The organism is Rhizobium sp. NLR16a (assembly GCF_017948245.1).
Classification (GTDB): domain Bacteria; phylum Pseudomonadota; class Alphaproteobacteria; order Rhizobiales; family Rhizobiaceae; genus Rhizobium.
The window spans coordinates 2,056,490-2,078,031 of sequence record NZ_CP072865.1 but is presented as its reverse complement, the minus strand read 5'-3'; the positions used below and the strand labels follow the sequence as shown (position 1 = coordinate 2,078,031).

Annotated in this window: 22 protein-coding genes, 1 tRNA gene and 1 pseudogene; 12 read left to right on the top strand and 12 right to left on the bottom strand. The window is 60.7% G+C overall.

Features of this window, described 5'->3' with window-relative positions:
- Positions 1–7 precede the first annotated feature (7 nt).
- The 3 genes from trmFO to J7U39_RS10155 all read right to left on the bottom strand — a co-directional run bounded on the left by trmFO (position 8) and on the right by J7U39_RS10155 (position 2,138).
- Positions 8–1,441 carry a methylenetetrahydrofolate--tRNA-(uracil(54)-C(5))-methyltransferase (FADH(2)-oxidizing) TrmFO gene (gene trmFO / locus J7U39_RS10165; RefSeq protein ID WP_210628116.1) on the bottom strand — a complete coding sequence of 478 codons (1,434 nt, stop codon included), beginning with the start codon at positions 1,439–1,441 and terminating at the stop codon, positions 8–10.
- Between the two features lie 106 nt (positions 1,442–1,547).
- A complete protein-coding gene (locus J7U39_RS10160) occupies positions 1,548–1,691 on the bottom strand; it encodes a DUF1127 domain-containing protein (protein ID WP_004678841.1) in 144 nt (47 codons plus the stop codon).
- Between the two features lie 300 nt (positions 1,692–1,991).
- Complete coding sequence (locus J7U39_RS10155; protein WP_004678838.1) at positions 1,992–2,138, bottom strand: DUF1127 domain-containing protein; 147 nt, start codon at positions 2,136–2,138, stop codon at positions 1,992–1,994.
- Between the two features lie 886 nt (positions 2,139–3,024).
- On the opposite strand from J7U39_RS10155, the gene J7U39_RS10150 reads away from it, so the two are divergent.
- The 5 genes from J7U39_RS10150 to J7U39_RS10130 all read left to right on the top strand — a co-directional run bounded on the left by J7U39_RS10150 (position 3,025) and on the right by J7U39_RS10130 (position 7,241).
- A complete protein-coding gene (locus J7U39_RS10150) occupies positions 3,025–4,119 on the top strand; it encodes a DUF2157 domain-containing protein (RefSeq protein ID WP_210628115.1) in 1,095 nt (364 codons plus the stop codon).
- Positions 4,116–4,706, top strand: a complete 591-nt coding sequence (locus tag J7U39_RS10145) for a GDYXXLXY domain-containing protein (RefSeq protein ID WP_210628114.1) — start codon at positions 4,116–4,118, stop codon at positions 4,704–4,706. Before J7U39_RS10150 ends, J7U39_RS10145 begins: the two co-directional genes overlap by 4 nt.
- Positions 4,707–4,859: 153 nt before the next feature.
- Positions 4,860–4,944 (top strand) — tRNA-Leu (locus tag J7U39_RS10140).
- Positions 4,945–5,126: 182 nt separating this feature from the next.
- Positions 5,127–6,611: a trigger factor gene (gene tig / locus J7U39_RS10135; RefSeq protein ID WP_210628113.1), complete on the top strand. Its 1,485-nt coding sequence runs from the start codon at positions 5,127–5,129 to the stop codon at positions 6,609–6,611.
- A 207-nt stretch (positions 6,612–6,818) separates the two neighbouring features.
- Positions 6,819–7,241: a nuclear transport factor 2 family protein gene (locus J7U39_RS10130; RefSeq protein WP_210628112.1), complete on the top strand. Its 423-nt coding sequence runs from the start codon at positions 6,819–6,821 to the stop codon at positions 7,239–7,241.
- Between the two features lie 129 nt (positions 7,242–7,370).
- Here J7U39_RS10130 and J7U39_RS10125 read toward each other — a convergent pair whose 3' ends face one another.
- From J7U39_RS10125 to map, 8 genes and pseudogenes are all read right to left on the bottom strand, one after another.
- On the bottom strand, positions 7,371–9,140 hold the full coding sequence (locus tag J7U39_RS10125; RefSeq protein WP_210628111.1) for a radical SAM protein: 1,770 nt from the start codon (positions 9,138–9,140) through the stop codon (positions 7,371–7,373).
- A gap of 158 nt (positions 9,141–9,298) precedes the next feature.
- Positions 9,299–10,102 (bottom strand): endonuclease/exonuclease/phosphatase family protein, encoded by an 804-nt coding sequence (locus J7U39_RS10120; RefSeq protein ID WP_210628110.1) that lies wholly within the window; start codon positions 10,100–10,102, stop codon positions 9,299–9,301.
- 47 nt (positions 10,103–10,149) lie between these two features.
- Positions 10,150–11,556 (bottom strand): Si-specific NAD(P)(+) transhydrogenase, encoded by a 1,407-nt coding sequence (sthA, locus tag J7U39_RS10115; protein ID WP_210628109.1) that lies wholly within the window; start codon positions 11,554–11,556, stop codon positions 10,150–10,152.
- 117 nt (positions 11,557–11,673) lie between these two features.
- Positions 11,674–11,805: pseudogene (locus J7U39_RS10110) on the bottom strand (JAB domain-containing protein); the annotation flags it as partial.
- 4 nt (positions 11,806–11,809) lie between these two features.
- Positions 11,810–12,997 (bottom strand): alpha-hydroxy acid oxidase, encoded by a 1,188-nt coding sequence (locus J7U39_RS10105; RefSeq protein WP_210628108.1) that lies wholly within the window; start codon positions 12,995–12,997, stop codon positions 11,810–11,812.
- A gap of 259 nt (positions 12,998–13,256) precedes the next feature.
- On the bottom strand, positions 13,257–14,618 hold the full coding sequence (locus J7U39_RS10100) for a prenyltransferase (protein WP_210628107.1): 1,362 nt from the start codon (positions 14,616–14,618) through the stop codon (positions 13,257–13,259).
- A gap of 64 nt (positions 14,619–14,682) precedes the next feature.
- Positions 14,683–15,507, bottom strand: coding sequence for a DNA repair protein RadC (gene radC / locus J7U39_RS10095; RefSeq protein WP_210628106.1), 825 nt, complete (start codon positions 15,505–15,507; stop codon positions 14,683–14,685).
- 7 nt (positions 15,508–15,514) lie between these two features.
- Positions 15,515–16,351 carry a type I methionyl aminopeptidase gene (gene map, locus J7U39_RS10090; RefSeq protein WP_210628105.1) on the bottom strand — a complete coding sequence of 279 codons (837 nt, stop codon included), beginning with the start codon at positions 16,349–16,351 and terminating at the stop codon, positions 15,515–15,517.
- 237 nt (positions 16,352–16,588) lie between these two features.
- On the opposite strand from map, the gene J7U39_RS10085 reads away from it, so the two are divergent.
- The 3 genes from J7U39_RS10085 to J7U39_RS10075 all read left to right on the top strand — a co-directional run bounded on the left by J7U39_RS10085 (position 16,589) and on the right by J7U39_RS10075 (position 17,899).
- Complete coding sequence (locus J7U39_RS10085; protein ID WP_210628104.1) at positions 16,589–17,248, top strand: TetR/AcrR family transcriptional regulator; 660 nt, start codon at positions 16,589–16,591, stop codon at positions 17,246–17,248.
- Positions 17,249–17,396: 148 nt separating this feature from the next.
- Positions 17,397–17,570 carry a hypothetical protein gene (locus J7U39_RS10080; RefSeq protein ID WP_210628103.1) on the top strand — a complete coding sequence of 58 codons (174 nt, stop codon included), beginning with the start codon at positions 17,397–17,399 and terminating at the stop codon, positions 17,568–17,570.
- Positions 17,567–17,899: a DUF6105 family protein gene (locus J7U39_RS10075; protein WP_210628102.1), complete on the top strand. Its 333-nt coding sequence runs from the start codon at positions 17,567–17,569 to the stop codon at positions 17,897–17,899. Before J7U39_RS10080 ends, J7U39_RS10075 begins: the two co-directional genes overlap by 4 nt.
- On the opposite strand, the gene ruvX is transcribed toward J7U39_RS10075, so the two are convergent.
- Positions 17,836–18,330: a Holliday junction resolvase RuvX gene (gene ruvX / locus J7U39_RS10070; RefSeq protein ID WP_210628101.1), complete on the bottom strand. Its 495-nt coding sequence runs from the start codon at positions 18,328–18,330 to the stop codon at positions 17,836–17,838. The two genes, J7U39_RS10075 and ruvX, sit on opposite strands and share 64 nt — an antisense overlap.
- Positions 18,331–18,444: 114 nt before the next feature.
- Between ruvX and J7U39_RS10065 the strand changes: the two genes are divergently transcribed.
- The 4 genes from J7U39_RS10065 to J7U39_RS10050 all read left to right on the top strand — a co-directional run bounded on the left by J7U39_RS10065 (position 18,445) and on the right by J7U39_RS10050 (position 21,531).
- Positions 18,445–19,149: a metal-dependent hydrolase gene (locus tag J7U39_RS10065; RefSeq protein ID WP_210628100.1), complete on the top strand. Its 705-nt coding sequence runs from the start codon at positions 18,445–18,447 to the stop codon at positions 19,147–19,149.
- Between the two features lie 69 nt (positions 19,150–19,218).
- Positions 19,219–19,506, top strand: a complete 288-nt coding sequence (gatC, locus tag J7U39_RS10060; RefSeq protein WP_009992749.1) for an Asp-tRNA(Asn)/Glu-tRNA(Gln) amidotransferase subunit GatC — start codon at positions 19,219–19,221, stop codon at positions 19,504–19,506.
- Positions 19,507–19,564: 58 nt separating this feature from the next.
- On the top strand, positions 19,565–21,046 hold the full coding sequence (gatA, locus tag J7U39_RS10055) for an Asp-tRNA(Asn)/Glu-tRNA(Gln) amidotransferase subunit GatA (RefSeq protein ID WP_210628099.1): 1,482 nt from the start codon (positions 19,565–19,567) through the stop codon (positions 21,044–21,046).
- Positions 21,037–21,531: a GNAT family N-acetyltransferase gene (locus tag J7U39_RS10050; protein ID WP_210628098.1), complete on the top strand. Its 495-nt coding sequence runs from the start codon at positions 21,037–21,039 to the stop codon at positions 21,529–21,531. Before gatA ends, J7U39_RS10050 begins: the two co-directional genes overlap by 10 nt.
- The last annotated feature ends 11 nt before the right edge of the window (positions 21,532–21,542 follow it).

The window sequence follows — 21,542 nt, the reverse complement described above, 5'->3', positions numbered from 1 at the left end:
CAGCTGCTTAGGCACTTTCGGCAAAGGTCGGTGTCTGACCGAGCCAGGCGGCGCAGTCTGCAAGCGCGCGACGTGCAATCAACTGCCGTTTCATGATCGTTTTGTCCTTGCCGCGAAAGCGCTTGAGGCCCTCGGGCTTGACGATCGAGCCGGGCTCGAGCTCCGGAAACAGCCCGAAATTGATGTTCATCGGCTGGAACGATCGCTTGCCCGGCTCCTCGTCGGTCACAATGTGCCCGCCGGTGATATGACCGAGCAGCGAACCGAGCGCCGTCGTCGCCGGCGGCAGCGAGATCGCCTCGCCCTTGCGTTCGGCAGCGGCGAAACGCCCGGCCATCAGACCCACGCTGGCGCTTTCCACATATCCCTCGCAGCCGGTGATCTGGCCCGCAAAACGCAGGCCCGGCCGTGATTTCAGCGTCAGCGACGGGTCGAGCAGAGTGGGGGAATTGATGTAGGTGTTGCGGTGCAGGCCGCCGAGTCGGGCAAAATCCGCGTTTTGAAGACCGGGAATCATCCGGAAGATTTCCGCCTGCGCGCCATATTTCAATTTCGTCTGGAAACCGACCATGTTGTAGAGGGTGCCGAGCGCGTTGTCCTGACGTAGCTGCACGACCGCATAGGCCTTGACGCTGGGGTTATGCGCATTCGTCAGCCCCATCGGCTTCATCGGCCCGTGGCGCAGCGTCTCGCGGCCGCGTTCGGCCATGACCTCGATCGGCAGGCAGCCGTCGAAATAGGGGGTGCCTTCCCATTCCTTGAAGCCGACCGTGTCGCCTGCGATCAACGCGTCGACGAAGGCGTTGTATTGCGCTTCGTCCATCGGGCAGTTGATGTAATCCTTGCCGGTGCCGCCGGGGCCGACCTTGTCGTAGCGCGACTGATACCAGCAGATATCCATGTCGATGCTCTCTCGGTAGACGATCGGAGCGATGGCGTCGAAAAAGGCGAGCGAATCCTCACCGGTCTCCGCCTGGATAGCGCTGGCGAGCGACGGCGCCGTCAGCGGTCCGGTGGCGACGATGGCAAGATCCCAGTCGCTTGGCGGCAGGCCGGTGACCTCTTCGCGCACGATGGTGATGAGCGGGTGGTCGTGGATGGCGCGGGTCACGGCATCCGAAAAGCCGTCGCGATCGACGGCGAGCGCGCCGCCGGCCGGTACCTGATGGCGGTCGGCAGCGGCCATGATCAGCGAGCCCGCCATGCGCATTTCCGCATGGATGACGCCGACGGCATTGCTTGTCGCATCGTCGGAACGGAAGGAATTGGAGCAGACGAGTTCGGCGAGATCGTCGGTCTTGTGCGCATCCGTGCCGCGCACGCCGCGCATCTCATGCAGGATGACGGGAACGCCCACACTGGCGATCTGCCACGCGGCTTCCGAACCGGCAAGCCCGCCGCCGACGACGTGGATAGGGGAGTAGGAAGAGATCGTGTTCATTCCGGGCTGATATCATGTCGGCAGGTGCGATCCAACACCCCGGAATCAAAAACGGCGCCGATGATGGCGCCGTCTTGAAACATCGTGCCCGTTGCCAGAACCGCGATTAGCGGAAAGACCGGGATGCGATGTTGCGGATGTCGTAGCGGCTGACGCCGATATCGGACAGGGTCTGGTTCGACAGGCTGCCGAGTTCATTGAGTGTACGACGATAGCTGAGCCAGCTTTTTGCGATGCGGATCGGGTTCATTGTCTTCTTCCTCGAACAAATGTCCGCGGGACGGCGGGATCGCCTGTCTCTCTGCGGTTGATGTTTATATAGGCGATATCGGTCGCATTGTGCAGTGCAAATAAAAGGCGTCTGCCATGCAATTGTGCACGATGATGCTCTCAATTTGAGCGGTGAATAATTTTTAAGCGGGCGAAAGAGCTGGGAAGGTCGCAACCGGAGCGGCGGCGGATTGCGTGCAAATGAAAACGCCCGCTGCGGTGCAGCGGGCGTTTCAATCATTGGCGGATCTGCTCGGGAGGAAGCAGCGATCGACTTGAATTAGCGAGAAGAAGCCTCGCGGGCAACGCGGTGAATGTCCGAACGGTCGATGCCGAGGTCATGCAATTCGCGGTTGGTCATGCGGCCGAGTTCCGTGACCGTCTGACGATACTTGCGCCAGTTGTTGAAAGAGCGAGTGATGTTCATGTTGGGCCCCTTTCCGAGGGTTTGATCTGCCAGCAGCCACCGATCGGCGCTGACCTCTATTTGATGGCTGGAATATATGTTGCGACGCGAAGAACGAAAACAGCCAAGTTTTCAAGACACCCATGCGATCTGTGCAATGCTTTACACAATCTTACCGCAGCCTGGTCAACGAATAGGCAAAATAATCCCTGGAGAATTCTGCCTGTTCTCCCGCTCGCTCGGTCTTGCGATGAAGCAAAGCTGCCCCTCTCGCGATCGGCCCGACCGCGTTTTGCGCTGAGGCGCCAAGCTGTTCATTCATCCCAATGCCGGTGGCAAAGCAATGGGCTCGCGATGCGGTGCCATCAGTTCATGAGGCGGAGCTTCTAGTGCCAAGCTTTGCCGCCAGGGCTGTAATGCGAATGCCGATAAGTGGTTGAATTACAGGCTGTGTTGTCGTCAAAATAAAACGCCCGCCGGGGGAGGATCCGGCGGGCGCATTATATTGACTGGCAACTGGGAGGAGGAGTGTTGCCAGTCTATCGCAACGCGCTTGGGAGGAGGAGTGCGCGGCTGCGAATCTCGTCACGAACAAAACATCCGCGGGCTTCCGGGGAAACCGGGCCGGGGCGCCATCCCCGTGCTTGGTTGAATCGACAAATAGTATGACTAATTGATATTTTGCAGTGCAATAAATACATGAGGGGTATGCGAAAACCGCATACCTTTCCTTCATGCACTCATATTAGCAGTTCCGACGTTACCGGCCGGTTAATATCTGACCCAAATTAGACCAGTGAGGAATTTGCATGTTTGTCGCCGGGCGGGCGTTTGCGAAGCCGCCCGCTGCGGCTATAACGATGGAAGCCGTAGCGCCGGCGTGCGTCACGGAAATGAGGGATGAGGCATGTATCGCGGCAGATTGGAGCGGGATCTCTCGCTCTGGGTGGGCAAGGGTCTGATTGGAGAGGAAGCGGCGGCCAAGCTTCTCGCCGAATATGACAGCCGCCCGGCAAGCTTTAGCCTAGGCCGGGTGTTGATGGCGCTGGCGGCGGTGTTGCTTGCCGCCGCCGTCCTGCTGGTCGTCGCGTCCAACTGGGAGGCCATTCCGCGGCTCGTCCGCGTCGGCGCCATTCTCGCCCTGATTTGGGCTGTGCACATTGCAGCCGCCTCCATGTTTGCCCGGGGTGCGACAGCAGCAGCAAGCGGGCTGCTGGTCATCGGCGCGATGAGCTTCGGTGGCGCGATTTCGCTGGTCGGGCAGATGTATCATCTCTCCGGCGACGAGCAGACGGTGATGTATCTCTGGTTCGCGATTGCGACGATCTCGGCGATCCTGTTCCGTTCGGGCGCGGTCGTCGTCGTCGCAGGCTTTCTCTCCTGGGCGTCCTTTGCCGTCTATCTCGAGAGCAACGACACGCATTGGATCGGATTTGATCCCTGGATGGCGCCGGTCATGGCGGTGATCACAGTCGCTCTGGTGCGTTACACCGGTGCCGAGCGCGCCCGTCATCTCGCTTATCTGCTGCTGATCGGCTGGCTCGCCTGGCTCTACGCTCTTTATGAGGAGATTGCGGTGGCGCTCGCCTTCGCGATCGGCGGAATGGCGGTGTTCGCGCTGACGGCGTTGCCGCACCCCCGCATCGCTTCGCTCTTCAGGAGTGCCGGCGCAGCGCCGGCCTTCTACAGCTTTCTCGTCGCCGTAGTCGGCTTGCTGCTGCTGCATATCGAGATTGAACAAGGCTGGCGGCTGGTGGTGCTCGGGGTGGCGACGCTCGCTGCCGCCGTGCTGGCTATTGCCCTGCACGGCAGGGATAATGGCGCGGTGCGTTATCTCGCCTACACGACCTTTGCCGCGGAGATGCTCTATCTCGCCTCCGTTACCGTCGGCTCGATCCTCGGCACGTCGAGCCTCTTCCTGTTCTCCGGTCTCGTAGTGGCGCTCGTCGCCTGGATCGTCATCCGTCTCGAACGGCGCTTTTCGCGGGAGGCGCGCGCATGAGCTCGTTGATGGCTAGGCTGCAGTCCGGCAAAGGATATCTTATTTCGGCGATCATCGTCGCCGGCTTGCAGACTTTAATCCTCGGCACGATCATTCAGAGCCGTGCGTCGATCCTCAGCAGCGGCGCTGAGGTCCTGCTGAAGACCGCCCCGGTCGATCCTCGCGATTTCCTGCGCGGTGATTATGTCGTCTTGAATTACGACATTTCCACCGTGCCGGTACAGACGATCTCCGGTGGCGTTCCCGCAGAACCCGGCGAACGCACGCTGTGGGTCCGGTTGAGGAAGCAGGCGGACGGTTTCTGGACGGTGAGCGAATCGTCTTTCCAGGCGCTGCCGCCGCAGCCGGAGACGGTGATCCTGCGCAGCAAGCCTTTCTACAGCGGCGGGCTGGCCGCGGGCGACAGCATGCGGGTCGAATACGGCATCGAGCGCTATTATGTTCCGGAAGGTCAGGGCAAACCGATCGAGGAGGCCCGCAACGATGGCAACGTCGCCATAGCGGTGAGGGTCTCGCCGGATGGAAGCGCGCAGATTCGCAGCCTGATCGTCGACGGCAAGGCGGTTTACGACGAACCGCTTTTCTGATCTCCGGCGCCTTCGGGGCAGCGCGGTTTTCGGGCCTTGAACAGCCCGTCATTGGACGTTCATTTTTCCTTTGCCTCGACCAAATCGGGTGATATAGAGACGCCGCGCTCCGGAAGGCCTCATGCGCAGGCATAGGCATGCGGTTCTGTGAACGCGGGTATGGTGAAATTGGTAGACACGCCAGATTTAGGTTCTGGTGCCGCAAGGCGTGGGAGTTCAAGTCTCTCTACCCGCACCAGGCTGTTTGCAGGGGGAGACTAAGAAGTTAGTTATCCCCGATACCCGGAAGCGAGTGCCGTTCCCCCTTGGGTGGAATGATGCAGGAATTGGGAAAAGCCACGCGCGGCACGCTGCCGGCGTCGTGCTCATAGAAACGAACGGCGTCTGGGCACGGCCGCCACGACATGAAGGTAGGAAGACATGCAGGTTATCGAAACGCTCGCTGAAGGGCTGAAGCGCGAAATCAAGGTCGTTATCCCGGCCAAGGACATGGAAGACAAGATGAATGAGCGTCTTGCCGACGTAAAGGACAAGGTCCGCATCAACGGCTTCCGTCCGGGCAAGGTTCCCGCTGCTCACCTGAAGAAGGTTTACGGCAAGTCGATCATGGCCGACCTCGTCAACGAGATCGTCCGCGAACAGCCGGCCGCCATTCTGTCCAGCCGCGGCGAAAAGTCGGCCACCCAGCCGGAAATCGCCATGACTGAGGACAAGGACGAGGCCGACAAAATCCTTTCCGCCCAGCAGGATTTCGAATTCACGCTCTCCTATGAAGTGCTGCCGCCTATCGAGCTGAAGTCCGTCAAGGGCATCAAGGTTACGCGCGAAGTCATCGACATCTCGGATGAGGAAGTCAACGAACAGGTTCTGAAGGTCGCCGAAAGCGCCCGTTCCTACGAGAGCAAGACCGGCAAGGCTGCCAACGGCGACCGCATCACCATGGATTATGTCGGCAAGGTCGACGGTGAGGCCTTCGAAGGCGGCACCGATCAGAGCGCCGAACTGGTGATCGGTTCCGGCCGCTTCATCCCGGGCTTCGAAGACCAGCTCGTCGGCGTCAAGGCTGGCGAAGACAAGACCATCACCGTGACCTTCCCGGCCGACTATCCGGCCAAGAACCTTGCCGGCAAGGAAGCGACCTTCGACATCACGGTCAAGGACGTCGCAGCCCCCGGCGCCGTCGAAATCAACGACGAACTCGCCTCCAAGCTCGGCATCGAATCCGCCGATCGCCTGAAGGAAATCGTCCGTGGCCAGATCGAATCGCAGTACGGCTCGCTGACCCGCCAGAAGCTGAAGCGTCAGATCCTCGACCAGCTCGACGAGATGTACAAGTTCGAGACCCCGGCTTCGCTCGTCGATGCCGAGTACAACGGCATCTGGAGCCAGGTGAACAACGATCTCGCTCAGTCAGGCAAGACCTTCGAGGACGAAGACACGACCGAAGAGAAGGCGCGTGAGGAATACAAGACGCTCGCCGAGCGTCGCGTCCGCCTCGGCCTCGTTCTCTCCGAAATCGGCGAAAAGGCCGGCGTCGAAGTCACCGAAGACGAGATGCAGCGCGCGATCTACGATCAGCTGCGCCAGTATCCCGGCCAGGAAAAGCAGATCCTCGAATTCTTCCGCAGCCAGCCGGGTGCCGCCGCTTCGATCCGCGCGCCGATCTTCGAAGAGAAGGTCATCGATCACCTGCTGACCGAAATCGACGTCACCGACAAGAAGGTGACGAAGGAAGAACTGCTCGCCGAGGAGGAAGGCGAGACGAAGGCCGAGACCAAGAAGGCCGCGCCGAAGAAGAAGGCTGCCGCCAAGGCCGAAGCTGCCGACGGCGGTGAAGGCGAAGAAGCCGCACCGAAGAAGAAGGCTGCACCGAAGAAGAAGGCGGCTGACGAAAGCGCCGAATAATCGCTTTTCAGTTCTGAAACTTGTGAAGGCCCCGCCGTCGTGCGGGGCTTTTTCTTTTCGGGTCATCCGGACGGGGTACTCGACGCCCTCTCCGTCCTGGTGTTATCTTCGCTGGCAACAACAAATAGTTGAGCAAACTGCAAGCATGTCGCCCGGGATGACGACATGCATAAAAAACAAGAGCGTTGGGTAATGGAGGACCTGAAAATGACCGCAAAGAATGACATGAAGACGCTGGTAGAGGAAATCTATTCTGTGCGTGGTCGTGGCGACATCGAGGGTACGCTTGCGCTGTTCGGCGAGGGTTGTACCTTTCGCATGGTCGGCAATGCACGGCTGGCGCCTTTGACGACCGAATCGAGCGGGCATGACTTTCGCCAAACGATAACGCAGCTTATCGCGGCATGGGATCTATCCAAGGTCAGGACGACCGGCATCTATGTGGATGAGGATGAGCAGATGGTCTTTGCCCATCGTGAAGGCGAGGTCAGACACATCCCATCGGGCGTAACCTTCTCTACGGAATTCGTCGACAAGATCCATTTCCAGGATGGCAAACCGGTCAAGATCGTCGAATTCGTCGACACGCTACAAGTGGCCGAGACGAGCCGGATGATCCAAATCGCATAGAGCGTGGCGCGTCTCTGGAAGATCGCGACGCGCTTAGCCGAATCAAAGTCGGAGGCTCCAAGCTTCGCCTTGATGTCGCCTGTGCTCTCCGGCCGGCGGGGAGTCGGCCGCTATTGCAAGAATTTCCGCTTAATGCCCCGTCAGTTGCGCGACTTTCCTGACATGGCTGACGGCTGCGGCGCCGCCGGCGGTCTGGGTGAAGAGGTGGAGCGTTTCTTCTTCGTCGTCGGCGACGGGCGTCAGAGCCTGATCCATATAGGTCTTCGACTTGGCATCCCGTGAAATCAGGAAGGCCGAAATCGTCAGTCCGATAATCGTGCCCGCGAGCGAGGCATGTTTGCGGACGGTGTCCCAGGCAAAACGGGGCCAGAAGACCAGCGGATGTTCGCGCGGCAGTTCCGGGCGCCGCTCCGACGGCGTCTTCAAGCGCAAGAGGCCGCTCTGCAACGGATGCACGTTTTCCAGTGGCACCGTGGTTGCGAAGGAGACGAGTACCTTGACGAGCCTTGCGAGCGGAACCCCGGTCGCCACGGCGCGGCGCAGCAGCGTCTTCATGTGATCAGGTGAATAATAGAGCGACCAGGCCTCATGGTAGATCTCTTCCCATTCCTGCTTGCTCATCTTGGGATGGGCGGTGCAGACATGCTCGACATCGTAGATATTGAGGTCGCCATTCATTTCCACGCCCTTCTTCCAGAGAACCTGATGGTCCTCGGAGCCGGGCAGCGGCGTCAGGATGAAGAATTCGATGACGTCGAGCGGCAGCTCTTCCTGGATGATGGCGATGTCACGGCGGATCGAGTCCGGCGTGTCGGCGGGGAAGCCCAGGATGTAGCCGGCAAGCGTCATGATGCCCTGTGCTTTCCAGGCGAGCAGCATCTTGCGGTACTCGGTGATCTTGTTCTGGTTCTTCTTGGCGGCCGTCAGATTATCCGGATTGACGTTTTCGAGGCCGATGAAGACACGGGTGACGCCGGCGCGCTTGGATTTCTCGATGAAATTGGGGATCTTATGGCAGAGCGTATCCACCTGGATCATCAGGCCGAGCGGAATGCCGTCCCGCTCCTTGAGTTCGATCAGCCGGTCGAAAATCGCCTCCCAATCCCTGTTGCGGGCGAAATTGTCGTCGGTGATGAAGAACTTGTGAATGCCCTGCGCCCAGTTCATCCGCACCAGCTTCTCGACATCGTCGGCCGAGCGGAAACGCGATTTTCGCCCCTGCACGTTGATGATGGTGCAGAAGGAGCACTGGTAGGGACAGCCGCGTCCGGCATCGAAGCTGGTGCTGAGGCCGAGCGTGCGCTGGATATTGTCCTTCGGCAGGAAAGGAACGGGGGTGCCGCCGATGCCGGGAAGGTCGTTCATGAAATTATAAAGCGGCTTCAGCTCGCCGGCGGCAGCATCGCGCAGCACCATGTCCAGCCGCCCCTCGGCCTCGCCGGCGAACATCGAGATGCCCATATCGCGGCAGGCATCGAGCCCGACCGCTTTGCCGTCGAGCATCGACAGGCAACCGGACACATGGAAGCCGCCCATCGAGACCGGCAGGCCGGCATTGCGGAAGGGGCGGGCGATGTCGAGTGCGCGCGGATATTGGTTGGACTGGACGCCGACCAGCGCGACCATGCCGAAATTGCCGTGGCGCCTGAACTGGGCGAGCAGCCCGGGAAAATCGATCCGCGTATTGGTTTCATCGATTACGGTAATGTCGATCGCGGTATCGGGTCCGAGCACCTTGCGCTCGGCGCATTCGGCGGCGATGCCGTAGAGGGCCGCAAGCGAATTGGACGGGATCATCGCCCGCCACCAGCGGATGACGTAGCCATCGTCGTCATAATGCGACGGCTTAATCAGGATCAGCTGAAAACGTCGGCGCGCGGCTTCCGGGACATGGGACAAGAGTATCTATCTTTCTTAGAAGCTTTTGCGAGGAGACAAAATGGCATTGAAGGCAAATATCAGGCACGGCGTAAGGATACGAACCATCGGGCTTCAAACTCGGCCATACAAATCAGCACCGGCGCGATACTCCACGCGGGTTCTCAACCATCAATATACTACATGATGTCAAGCAGCAATGCGCGGTGGTCGGATACCTCCGGCGCCTCGACCACCTCGAATTTGGCGATATTCACCCCCGGTGTCACAAGCATGTAGTCGGCATATCGACCCTCTTTGAGATAGTAGGAGGTTCGCGTGTCTACAAGGCCGTTTCCGGTGACGAGATCGGAAAGCCCAAGTCCGGCGAGAATCGCAAAGGTTGTGCTGTCAGGCAAAACGTTAAAGTCGCCGCAGACGACGAGCCCCTCGTCGCCGGGCCAGACGCGCTCGATGAGCCGGACCAGCGCTGTAGCCTGCTCCTGACGCGCGGCCGTATCGCCCTTGCCGGCGGGATCGCGCAGGCCGTGCATGTGGACGATGGTGACGGTCGAAGCGTGCTCGTGGCTGAACAGACGGATGCAATGGGCGTTGCGCGGTCTGGGATGTTCACCCCAGCCATCGGCGGAAAAACCGCCATGCACGAAGTCCAGCGCCTGGGCGATGACGGAATGTGATTTGCGGACGAAGGTCGCCAGCCCGAATTCAGCGACAATGACGGCGTCGCCGTCGAAGAGCTCGCCTCTCGATGTCGGGCAGAAGAAGCCGTCGTGGCCGGGCAGGGCGGCGCCGATCTCATCGAAGAGGTTGGCGCGCTGCGGCAGTTCCAACCCCGCATCCCGGTATATCGACCATCCGTGGTCGGCATTCGGCGTCCGCAGCACCTCCTGCAGGCACAGCACATCAGGGTTGGCATGCCTGATATAGGCGATCAGGGCCCCGTGCAGTCGGCCGCCCCATGCATTCAGCGAAATGATGCGCAAGCTCTCGGCTCCATCTTAGCTGGCGGAATCAGATGGTGGCGCCGCCTTCAGAGTTCCGACTTGATGTCGCCCATCCGGTTCCAGGCGTCGAGGCCGGCGATCTTGTAGGCTTCGGCGAGCGTCGGATAGTTGAAGGTGTTTTCGACGAAATATTCGACCGTGCCTTTCAGATTGAGCACCGCCTGGCCGATATGCACCAGCTCGGTGGCGCCCTCGCCGACGATATGCACGCCGAGCAGTCGGCGGGTCTTCAGCGAGAAGATCAGCTTCAGAAGCCCGGTATCGAGGCCCATGATGTGGCCGCGCGAGGTTTCGCGGAAGCGGGCAATGCCGCATTCATAGGCGATGCCGCGCTCCTTCATCTCCTCTTCGGTCAAACCGCAGGTCGAGATTTCCGGCACCGCATAGATGCCGTAGGGGAAATATTTCTGCGGCTCCTTGGCGACCGCGCCGATCGCCACGCGCGCGGCGATGCGGCCCTGTTCCATCGAGGTCGAGGCAAGGCTTGGAAAGCCGACCACGTCGCCGGCGGCATAGATGTTTGCAACCGATGTCTGGAAGGTCTCCGGATTGACCTTGAGACGGCCGCGGCTGTCGGCCCCCAGTCCAATGGCCGGAAGGTTCAGCGCGTCGGTGGCTCCCATACGTCCGGCGGCAAAGAGCACCATGTCGGTCACAAGATGGCGGCCGTTGTCGAGCGTCAGCTGGACCTTGCCGCTATCGAGCCGCTCGACCTTCTCGGCCTTCGTGCCGAGCAGCAGCTTCATATTGCGGTCGCGCAGCTGATAGGTGAAATCCTCGACGATTTCCTTATCGATAAAGTCGAGCATGGTCGACTTTGGATCGATCACGGTCACGGCAGTATCAAGCGCCGAGAAGATCGTCGCATATTCGATGCCGATAACGCCGGCGCCGATGACGACCATGGTGCGCGGCAATTCTTCGATATCAAGCAACTCGTCGCTGTCGAGCACGGTCTTGCCATCGAACGGCATATAGTCCGGCCGGAAAGGCTTCGTGCCCACGGCAAGCAGGATACTGGCGCCGCTGACCGTCAGCGCTTCGCCATCATCCTTGATGACCTGCAAGGTGGTGGAATCGATGAAACTCGCTTTGCCGCGCATGTGGTGGACACGGTTTCGGGCGAACTGATGCTCGAGCACCTCCACTTCATGGTTGAGCGTAATCAAGAGGCGACGACGCAGGTCTTCCGCACTGATCTCCTGCTTGACGCGGTAGGATCGCCCATAGAAGCCGCGCTCGCGCCAGCCGGAGAGATTAAGCGCGGTCTCGCGCAGCGTCTTCGAAGGGATGGTGCCGGTATGGACGGACACGCCGCCGACGCGCTTGCCCTGTTCGATGACAAGCACTTTCTTGCCGAGTTTCGCAGCCTGGATCGCGCCGCGGCGCCCTGCGGGACCGCTACCCACCACAACGAGATCGTACTGAAACATCCTCTAGCCTCGGATTGGAAATGGAATCATTTGCGACAAAAATGTCGCTCCTCTATCGGTAGCCGGTCAATGTTACAGATTGTTTTACGGCTGCCGATTCAGCCGGACCTGTGCTTTTCAGATCAGGTCCAGCCCTTTCAAGCTCACATGGCCGTCCTTGCCGATGATGATGTGGTCGTCGACAGTGATATCAAGTGCCTTCGCCGCGTCGGTGATCACCTTCGTCATATCGATGTCAGCGCGCGACGGTTGTTTATGCGCGAGTGATGTAATCCGTGGAAATATCGCTCACTCCAGTGACCCCGAGCAGCGCCATATTGCTATGCAGTTCCGTTTTCAGGATATCCGCCGCTCTGAGCACGCCCGGTAGCCCCGCGACGGCTGCAGCATAAAGGAACGGCCTGCCCACAAACACGAAACAGGCGCCAAGCGCGAGGGCCTTCATGATATCCGTTCCACGCCGGATGCCGCCGTCGATCATGACGGCAATGCTGTCTCCAACGCGTGCTGCAATCTCCGGAAGGACCTGAAGGGGGGATGCGGTGCCGTCGAGCTGGCGGCCGCCATGATTGGAGACGATCACTCCATCCGCGCCGGCATCTGCAGCCCGTGCCGCGTCTTCAGGATGCATGATCCCCTTGACCACGAGTTTGCCGGACCACCGCTTGCGTATCCGCTCCAGGTGGCTCCAATTGAGATGGTCACGCTTGCCGAAATCGCGCGTGACGTTCGAGGAGATGATCGGCGCGCCTCTTGTGGCGTAGGAATTTTCAAAATGCGGAATGCCGTGCCGGACGATCGTGCGCAGGAATGTACCGGTTGTCCAGCGTGGATGCGAGATGCCCTGCCATGCCAAGCGGAGCCCGGGACGCAAAGGCGTCGAAAACCCCGCCCTTACATTATTTTCGCGATTGGGCAGCGTGGCGGTATCCACGGTCAGCAGAAGGGTGGCGAGGCCGGCCGCGGCGACCCGATCGATGAGAGCGTCGATGCGGTCGGGTTCGCCGGGGAGATAGGCCTGAAACCATGCTTGTGGCGAAACCGCCGCGATCTCTTCCAGCGGGATGAGTGACGAACCGCTTATAATCATCGGGATTCCCGATTGGTCCGCTCCTTGCGCGAGCACAATGTCCCCCCGGTAGGCCATCAGCGCGCTGATCCCCATCGGCGCAATGCCGAACGGTGCGGCATAGTTTTTGCCGAAGAGGCTCGTCTCAGTGCTGCGCCTCGAGACGTCCCGAAGTACACGAGGCCGAAAGGCATAGGCCTTGAAGGCCTCTGCGTTATGCCGCAGCGACGCGTTGGTCTCGGTCGCGCCGGCGATATAACCGAACAGAGGCTTCGGCAGATGCCGCCGTGCCCTCATTTCAAAGTCATCGAGGCAGAGCGCATCGCGGCAGAGCCGGGTCGATCGATCAGTGTTACCGCTGGAGATCGTCATGAAGCTTTATCTTCTTGGTATTTCGGGCGGGTATTGTTCAGCGAGTGGCGGCGCAGGATTGCATAGAATCCCGCGCCGGCGACCTCTGTCAACTGAAGCTTTCCGCAGTGTTCGCTTGCCTCGGATGCTTGCCTGCGACCTCCGGTCGAACGGCAGAATGAGCGTCGGCAGCTGCCGCCGGGAAGAACAGCAGAGCGCCGCTGATCGGACCGCCGGTCCAGCGCGCGCTCGGCCGCGACCTTTCCGTGCAGGAATGTCGCTAATTATCCGTCAATAGAGTAAACCGACGTCTGTCGCTCCGCTCGCGCGCCAACTGCCCCGCCGCTGCGCAGAGATCGGGCGCATAGAGCTGGCAAGTTTTTCGCTTTTCGATTCCCCTATCAATCAGATCCAGAAGTCGTGCAGGTGCGATGTCGGGCGGCGCGGCAATGCGACCGGTGACGACGTGTTTCTCCATTTTCTCATGATCGGCGTGATCGATGTCGGGGTTGCGCCAGCAATTTGCGCACATGATCCTAAAGTTTTCGGTGTGTGAATAGATAATGGCGTCCTCGTCCAATTCCCCGCTTAGATCGATCAGTTGCCCTGCTGTCTCTTGCGTGCCCGCGAAAGCAAAAAACTGGTAGTTCCGGCGCACAAGCGTTGCCAGATGCGGGAAGACCGGGACCTCTTGTTCACCGTAGGTATGATACGTAATCGGAGCGCCGTCCATGAGGACGACATCGCCATAGTCGACGCCGAGACTGCCGAACAGTACGCTGCGAATAATGCCATGACATGGACTTAAACGCTCGATCCATACGGTCTCCTCCTCCCCTGGATCATCCGAGTCCGCCGTCCGCTCAGCAAGAGGCCGCTGGGCAAGTCTCACCTTGCAGGCCGCATACCCGCCTTCCGGTAACCCGAACCGCCCAAGCTCGATCTTCTGACCCATCCGCTTCCACACGTCCAAAGCGGTCTCGGCGTCCCCTGCGCCCGTGGCGCAGATTCCAAGGTTCCACTCGGTGCTGTCGATAACCTCCCGCTGCAAGCTTGCAGCAGCCAGGCCCGCCGCTACGCCTTCTGCGAATCTGCCCCGCGTCTTGTAGAAAAGGCCCAAATTGTATTGATGCGCGCTGTTCCGTGGATCGATTTCCGTCAGTTTCCGGAGACTGTTCTCGGCGATTGCATCCATTTGGCGTGCCATCATTCGCGCCGACGTGGCGAGCCCGCGCAGTATCTGCTCCTGTTCAGGCCGCCCGTCATGAAGCTTGGCTAAGCGGTCCAGCGTCGCGACCATCGACTGAAATATCGGGTGTTCCGGCGGTGGCGCGTTCAGATCATCGATGTCGCGGACGGATTCCAGGCATAGTCCGATCGCCGAAAGGAGATCGATATTGTCTTCGTGGGCATCTGCGATCTCGGAAAGAACGTCTGTTGCGTCTTCTCTTGCGAGGCTTTGTTGGTCAACTATCCATAACAATGCCATCGCGGCCTCAGTCTGGCGACGCTGGGCTTTTCGAAATGGTTGGATCTTCTGCCATGCCGCCGACGTGCGGCCCGCCTGTCCTTCTGCAACGACGTCACGCGCTATCGCGTCGATCTCATCGGAAGTGAGAACAGCATTGGGACCATTCGACATGTCGTCTCCGTGGAGGGCTTCGGGGCGGACGATAGTTATGTAGTCGCGTCTCAGCGTAGGGGGATTACATCAACTTCAGCCCCTTCAGGCTGACATGGCCGTCCTTGCCGATGATGATGTGGTCGTGGACGGCGATATCGAGCGCCTTGGCCGCCTCGACGATCACCTTCGTCATGTCGATGTCGGCGCGCGAGGGCGTCGGATCGCCGGAGGGATGATTGTGGACGAGGATGATCGCCGTTGCCGACAGTTCGAGCGCGCGTTTGACCACCTCGCGGGGATAGACCGGCGTATGGTCGACCGTGCCGCGGCCCTGCACCTCGTCGGCGATCAGCACGTTGCGCTTGTCGAGGAACAGGATGCGGAATTGTTCTCGTGTCTCGTGCGCCATGGCGGCGTGGCAATACTGGATGACCGAGGTCCAGGAGGAGAGAACCTGCTTGCTTCTGATCTCGCTCTTCAGGGTCCGGTGAGTGACGGTGGCGATCAGTTTCAAATCGAGGGCGACATTCTCGCCGACGCCCTTCACCTCCGTCAGGAGACCAGCCGGCGCGCCAAAGACGCCGGAAAGCGAGCCGAATCGTTCGATGAGCGCCTTGGCGATCGGCTTGGTGTCACGTCGCGGGATCAGCCGAAAAAGCAGGAGTTCGAGGATTTCGTAATCGGCGAGCGCCGTATCGCCCAGCTCCCGGAAGCGGTCACGCAGCCGCTCGCGATGGCCGTGATAATGTTCCGGCCCGGAAAGCGAGGCGGGTAGGGAGGTCAGTGCGTTCGGCGCGGCTGGTTTTTGCGGCCGGCCGCCGAAGAACGAGCGTTCGTCGGCAACAGGCTCTTCAGTCTCGAAAGGCAGCGTGTCGTCGGAAGATGTCGCAACAGGCCGCTTCGCCATCAGATCGTCACCTGGCAAGCGGCGGCAATCCGGGCCGGTCGAGGCCACCCGGTGACAGCGTGAAGATTTCGCAGCCCTCGGCGGTGACGCCGACCGTGTGTTCATACTGGGCTGAAAGCGAACGGTCGCGGGTCACGGCCGTCCAGCCGTCGGCGAGCACCTTTACATGCGGCCGGCCGAGATTGATCATCGGCTCGATGGTGAAGATCATGCCTTCGCGCAGCTCCGGCCCTTCATTGGCGCGGCCATAATGCAGGATGTTCGGCGAATCGTGGAACAGCCGGCCGACGCCGTGGCCGCAGAAATCGCGCACCACCGAACAGCGCTCGGCTTCCGCATAGGTCTGGATCGCCTCGCCGATCGCGCCGGTGCGGGCGCCTGGCCTGACGGCTGATATGCCGCGCATCAGGGATTCATAGGTGACTTCCAGCAACCGTTCGGCGGCGCGCTTGATCGTGCCGACCGGATACATGCGGCTCGAATCGCCATGCCAGCCGTCGAGCACGAAGGTAACGTCGATATTGACGATGTCGCCCTCGCGCAGCGGCTTGTCGTTCGGAATGCCGTGGCAGACGACGTGATTGATCGAGGTGCAGGTGGATTTGGTGTAGCCGCGATAATTCAGCGTCGCCGGATACGCGCCGTGATCCATGCCGAAATCGAATACGAATCGGTCGATCTCGTCGGTGAGCAGGCCGGGCCTGACGATATCGGCGAGTGCATCGAGGCAGCGCGCGGTCAGCTGGCACGCCTTGCGCATGCCTTCGAACGCCTGCGCATCGTAAAGCCGGATGGCGCCCGTATTCTTCGGCGGCGCGGAGGAGGCTTCGATATAATTCACCATTGCAGGGCCTTAGCGGGGATTGTTAGATTTGTTCATAATGCAGCTATGCCGGGTTCGTCCATCGCGATCAACCGTCGGGACGAGATTTCTGAAGGGTTTCGTGCCGCCTTTCGCGCCCATGCGACGCCGGATTCTGAGTGCTGGAGGAAATATCCACAGTCTTCCCAAGGGGATAGGATTGATCGGATAAGGTCTCCCCGCTACTCACCGATTGGTGACAGTGGGGAACGGTCGGTGATGCTGAATGAAGCTGAAAATCTTGATAATTCGATGGAGGTCGGCGCGGAGCCGGAACGGCGCGTGCGCGATCGCGGCGCCACCGAGCGCGCCATCCTTGCCGCCGCCAAGGGCCTGCTGGCGCAGGAGGGCTTCCAGAATTTCGGCATCAATGCGGTCGCCCGCCGCGCCGGCTGCGACAAGCAGCTGATCTACCGCTACTATGGCGGCCTTGACGGTTTGGTCGAGGCGATCGGCGCGGATCTCGGCACATGGGTGAGGGATCGCATTCCGGAAGATGCCGGCGGCATGTTCATGCTCACCTATGGCGATCTGATGGAGCGACTGGCGCTTCTGCTGCTCGACGCCTTGAGAAATGATCCGCTGATGCGCCGCATCCTCGCCTGGGAAGTATCGGAAAACACCGAGCAGGTGAGGCGGTTGTCCGAGGCCCGTTCGAAGGCTCTCGCCCTTTGGCTGGATCGCATGCGCGGTTCGCTGGCGCCGCCAAAGGGCATGGATGCGGCAGCCGTCAATGCCGTCGTCATCGCGGCAATCCAGCACCTCGTGCTTTCCGGCGCAGCCGGCGGCCAGTGCGCGGGCCTGTCGCTGAAGACGTCGAAGGACTGGGAGAAGGCCGCGACGGCACTGAAGCGTCTCGTGCGCGGCGTCTACGGCTGACCCCCTTTCATCCACGGGCCCCATTCATCCACAGGGAGGAGGCGCGGCGTTAACCTTAACGAATGGTTTACGTTGCGTGGGGCTGGTTAACCCGACAGTGTGGCGGGGAGCAGAGATGATACGAGTGAGAACCTGCGAGTTGACGCCCATGGGAAGCAAGATCGCCAAAGCCGCAATTCTGGTGACGGCAATGATGTTCTTCGCAGTCCTGGCGCTGGATATCGCAATTCCGACGCTGGTGCTTTGCATCATGGCATTGTCGACCTGGCTGGTTTCCCTCGGTCTGCCCGTCGCCCGCAAGCAGGGAGGAGAAGCCGCATGAGGTGGTTTCTGATCTTCTGGGCCGGTCCCATCGTCTTTCTGGGCGCATGGTACTGGCTCTCCTATTACGACATGAATTTCGGCATCTTCATGCTGACGCGGCAGGTCCATGACCTGACCTTCGCGATCTATGGCGAAGCCCTCGGTGTGCCGCCGGAGACCATCCCGCCGCTCGTTGCCCGCGCCATTGCGGTGGATAGCCTCGTCGTCTTCGCCATCATGGGCTTCAGAAAGCGCAAGTTGATCGCCGCCTGGTGGAAGGCGCGTCAGGCGCTGAATTCGTCTCCCGCAGACCTTGCGAGCGAGGACAGCCTGTCGAGGGCGCCCTGAAGGATGAAGCTTGCCGCGGCCGAATCGATCCGTTCGGCCCGCTTGGCGCGCGAAACGTCCATTTCTATGAGCGTCCGTTCGGCCGCGACCGTCGAAAGCCGTTCGTCCCAATAGACGAAGGGCAGCACCGTTTTCTGCTCCATGTTGCGCACGAAGGCGCGCGTCGCCTGCACGCGCGGCCCCGCCGATCCGTCCATATTCATCGGCAGGCCGATGATGAAGCCGGCAACCTTTTCCGCCATCGCGAAGTCCAGCAGCGCCTGCGCGTCGATCGTGAACTTGACGCGGCGGATCACCGGACGTGGCGTGGCGAAACGCCGGCCGAGATCCGACATCGAAATCCCGATCGTCTTGGTGCCGAGATCGAGCCCGGCGATCGCCTGCCCGGGAGCAAGGATTTCGGCCATTTCCTCGATCGTCAGCACCGTCATTGCCGTTTCATCCCGTCAAAAAGAAATTGAAGCCGCCGCCGCTTTCCTTTGCCGGCGCATGAGATATGTCCTTACCATCGAAATCCAGTTTTGCATCACGTGAGGATAGATTTCATGAAGATCACCTGGCTTGGCCATTCCGCCTTCCGCATCGAGACATCAAAGGCGAAGATCCTGCTCGATCCCTTCCTCAGCCATAACGCCTCCTTTTCCGGCCAGGACATCAAGGATGTGTCGGCAGGCATCACCCATATCCTGCTGACCCACGGCCATGGCGACCATGTCGGCGACACCGTGGCGCTTGCCAGGGAGACGGGTGCGGTCGTTCTTGCCAATGCCGATCTCGCCGCTTGGCTCGGCTCCAAGGGCGTCGACAGGATCGAGATGGGCAACACCGGCGGTACGGTCACGTTCGGCGGCTTCTCCGCGACGTTCACCAATGCGCTGCATTCCTCGGCCCAGATCACCGAGGACGGCGTCTCGCATGCGCTCGGCAACGCCAATGGTCTGATGCTGCATTTCGACGACGAAGCCTCGATCTTCGCCATGGGCGACACCGACATCTTCTCCGACATGGCGCTGATCAACGAGTTGCACCAGCCCGATATCGGCTTCGTGCCGATCGGCGACCGCTTCACCATGGGCGGCGCGGTGGCGGCACTCGCCTGCCAGCGCTATTTCAGCTTCAAGACCGCGATCCCCTGCCATTACGGCACCTTCCCGATCATCGACCAGACGGCCGACAAATTCGTTGCCGGCATGGAGGGGTCGAAGACTGAGGCGAGGGCGCTGAAGCCTGCCGAGAGCCTGTCGATCTGACGAAACCCCGTTGCACCGGGCGGACATGGCCTTTATAGCGGGTAGGAAAAATCCTATCCGGAGAATGCCATGTCCGTCGATCTTGCCACCGTGAAGCGCGTCGCCAAACTTGCTCGTATTGCCGTCTCCGAGGATGAGGCAAATCGCATGGTCGGCGAGCTGAACGGCATCCTCGGCTTCGTCGAGCAGCTCTCCGAAGTCAACGTCGATGGCGTCGAGGCGATGACGTCGGTGACCCCGATGGCGATGAAGAAGCGGACCGACGAGGTGACCGATGGCAACAAGGCCGCCGATATCGTCGCCAATGCGCCCGTCACCGACCATAATTTCTTCCTGGTGCCGAAAGTCGTCGAATAAGGCTTCGAAGGCCTCTTTCCGCCCCTGTTGCCATTTTCAAGACCGAAGCGAAAACACGATGAGCGAACTCACCAGCCTGACCATTGCCGAAGCCCGCGAGAAGCTCCGCGCCAAGGAAATCACCGCAATCGAACTGACTGAAGCCTATATTTCGGCGATCGATGCGGCCAATGACCGGCTGAATGCCTACGTAAAAACAACGCCGGATCTCGCCCGCGTCATGGCCAGGAAGTCCGACGAGCGGATTGCAGCTGGCTCGGCGGGCGAGCTCGAAGGCATCCCGCTCGGCATCAAGGATCTCTTCGCCACCGTCGGCGTCCACACCCAGGCCTGCAGCCATATTCTCGATGGTTTCGAGCCGCGTTACGAGTCGACCGTGACGCAGAACCTCTGGGATGATGGCGCCGTCATGCTCGGCAAGCTGAACATGGACGAATTCGCCATGGGCTCGTCCAACGAGACGTCCTATTACGGCCCGGTGATCAATCCCTGGCGGGCAGAGGGCTCCAACCAGCAACTCGTCCCGGGCGGCTCCTCCGGCGGCTCGGCCGCTGCTGTTGCCGCCCATCTTTGCGCCGGCGCCACCGCGACCGATACCGGCGGCTCGATCCGCCAGCCGGCCGCCTTCACCGGCACCGTCGGCATCAAGCCGACCTATGGCCGCTGCTCGCGCTGGGGCACCGTCGCCTTTGCTTCCTCGCTCGACCAGGCAGGCCCGATCGCCCGTGATGTGCGCGACGCCGCGATCCTGCTGAAGTCGATGGCAAGCGTCGACGCGAAGGACACCACATCCGTCGATCTGCCGGTGCCCGATTATGAGGCCGTCCTCGGTCAGTCGCTGAAGGGCATGAAGATCGGCATTCCGAACGAATACCGCGTCGACGGCATGCCTGAGGAGATCGAGACCCTGTGGCGCCAGGGCATTGCCTGGCTGAAGGATGCCGGCGCCGAGATCGTCGATATCTCCCTGCCGCACACCAAATACGCGCTTCCGGCCTATTACATCGTCGCGCCCGCCGAGGCGTCCTCGAACCTCGCGCGGTACGACGGCGTGCGCTACGGCCTGCGCGTCGACGGCAAGGATATCGTCGACATGTACGAAAAGACGCGCGCCGCCGGTTTCGGCAAGGAAGTCAAGCGCCGCATCATGATCGGCACCTACGTGCTGTCGGCCGGCTACTACGACGCCTATTACATCCGCGCCCAGAAGGTCCGCACGCTGATCAAGCGCGATTTCGAATTGGCCTTCGATGCCGGCGTCGACGCCATCCTGACGCCGGCGACGCCGTCCTCCGCCTTCGGCGTTGCTGACGAAAACCTCGCCGCCGATCCGGTGAAGATGTATCTGAACGACATCTTCACGGTGACGGTCAACATGGCGGGCCTGCCCGGCATCGCCGTTCCCGCCGGCCTCGACCAGAAGGGCCTGCCGCTCGGCCTGCAGCTGATCGGCAAGGCCTTCGACGAGGAAACCCTCTTCAAGACCGCCTACGTCATCGAGCAGGCTGCCGGCAAGTTTACGCCGGCCAAGTGGTGGTAACGGGTCTCACGATCCGAAAGATAGCCTTTGCCGACCACGAAACGGTCGGCGCCGTCGGCTTTGCCTCATGGGCCGCAGCCGATGCCTTCGACCACAGTTATCGCGACCCCGATGTGATTGCCAGAGTCAGGCAAGAGTTCACAGTGTTTCCGCGAGAGACAAAAGGTGAGATCTTCGTTGCCGAACTCGACGCGGAGATCGTCGGCTGGGGCGCACGTGAAGGCCAACCCAACTATGTGTCCGATCTCTGGGTGCATCCCAATCATCAGGGCAAGGGGTTGGGCGGGGCTCTGCTGTTGCATCTGTGCGAGCTGATGACGGCCGAAGGACTGACGACCGCCCGGATCGACACGCATGCCAGGAACATAGGCGCGATCCGGCTTTACAAACGCTGCGGTTTCACCATCATCTGGCACGGTATCGAATTCTCCAGGAGCATGGGCGTCCCGCTCGAAAAGGTGCATCTGGAGAAGCAGGTAGGCTGAGCAACAGCCGA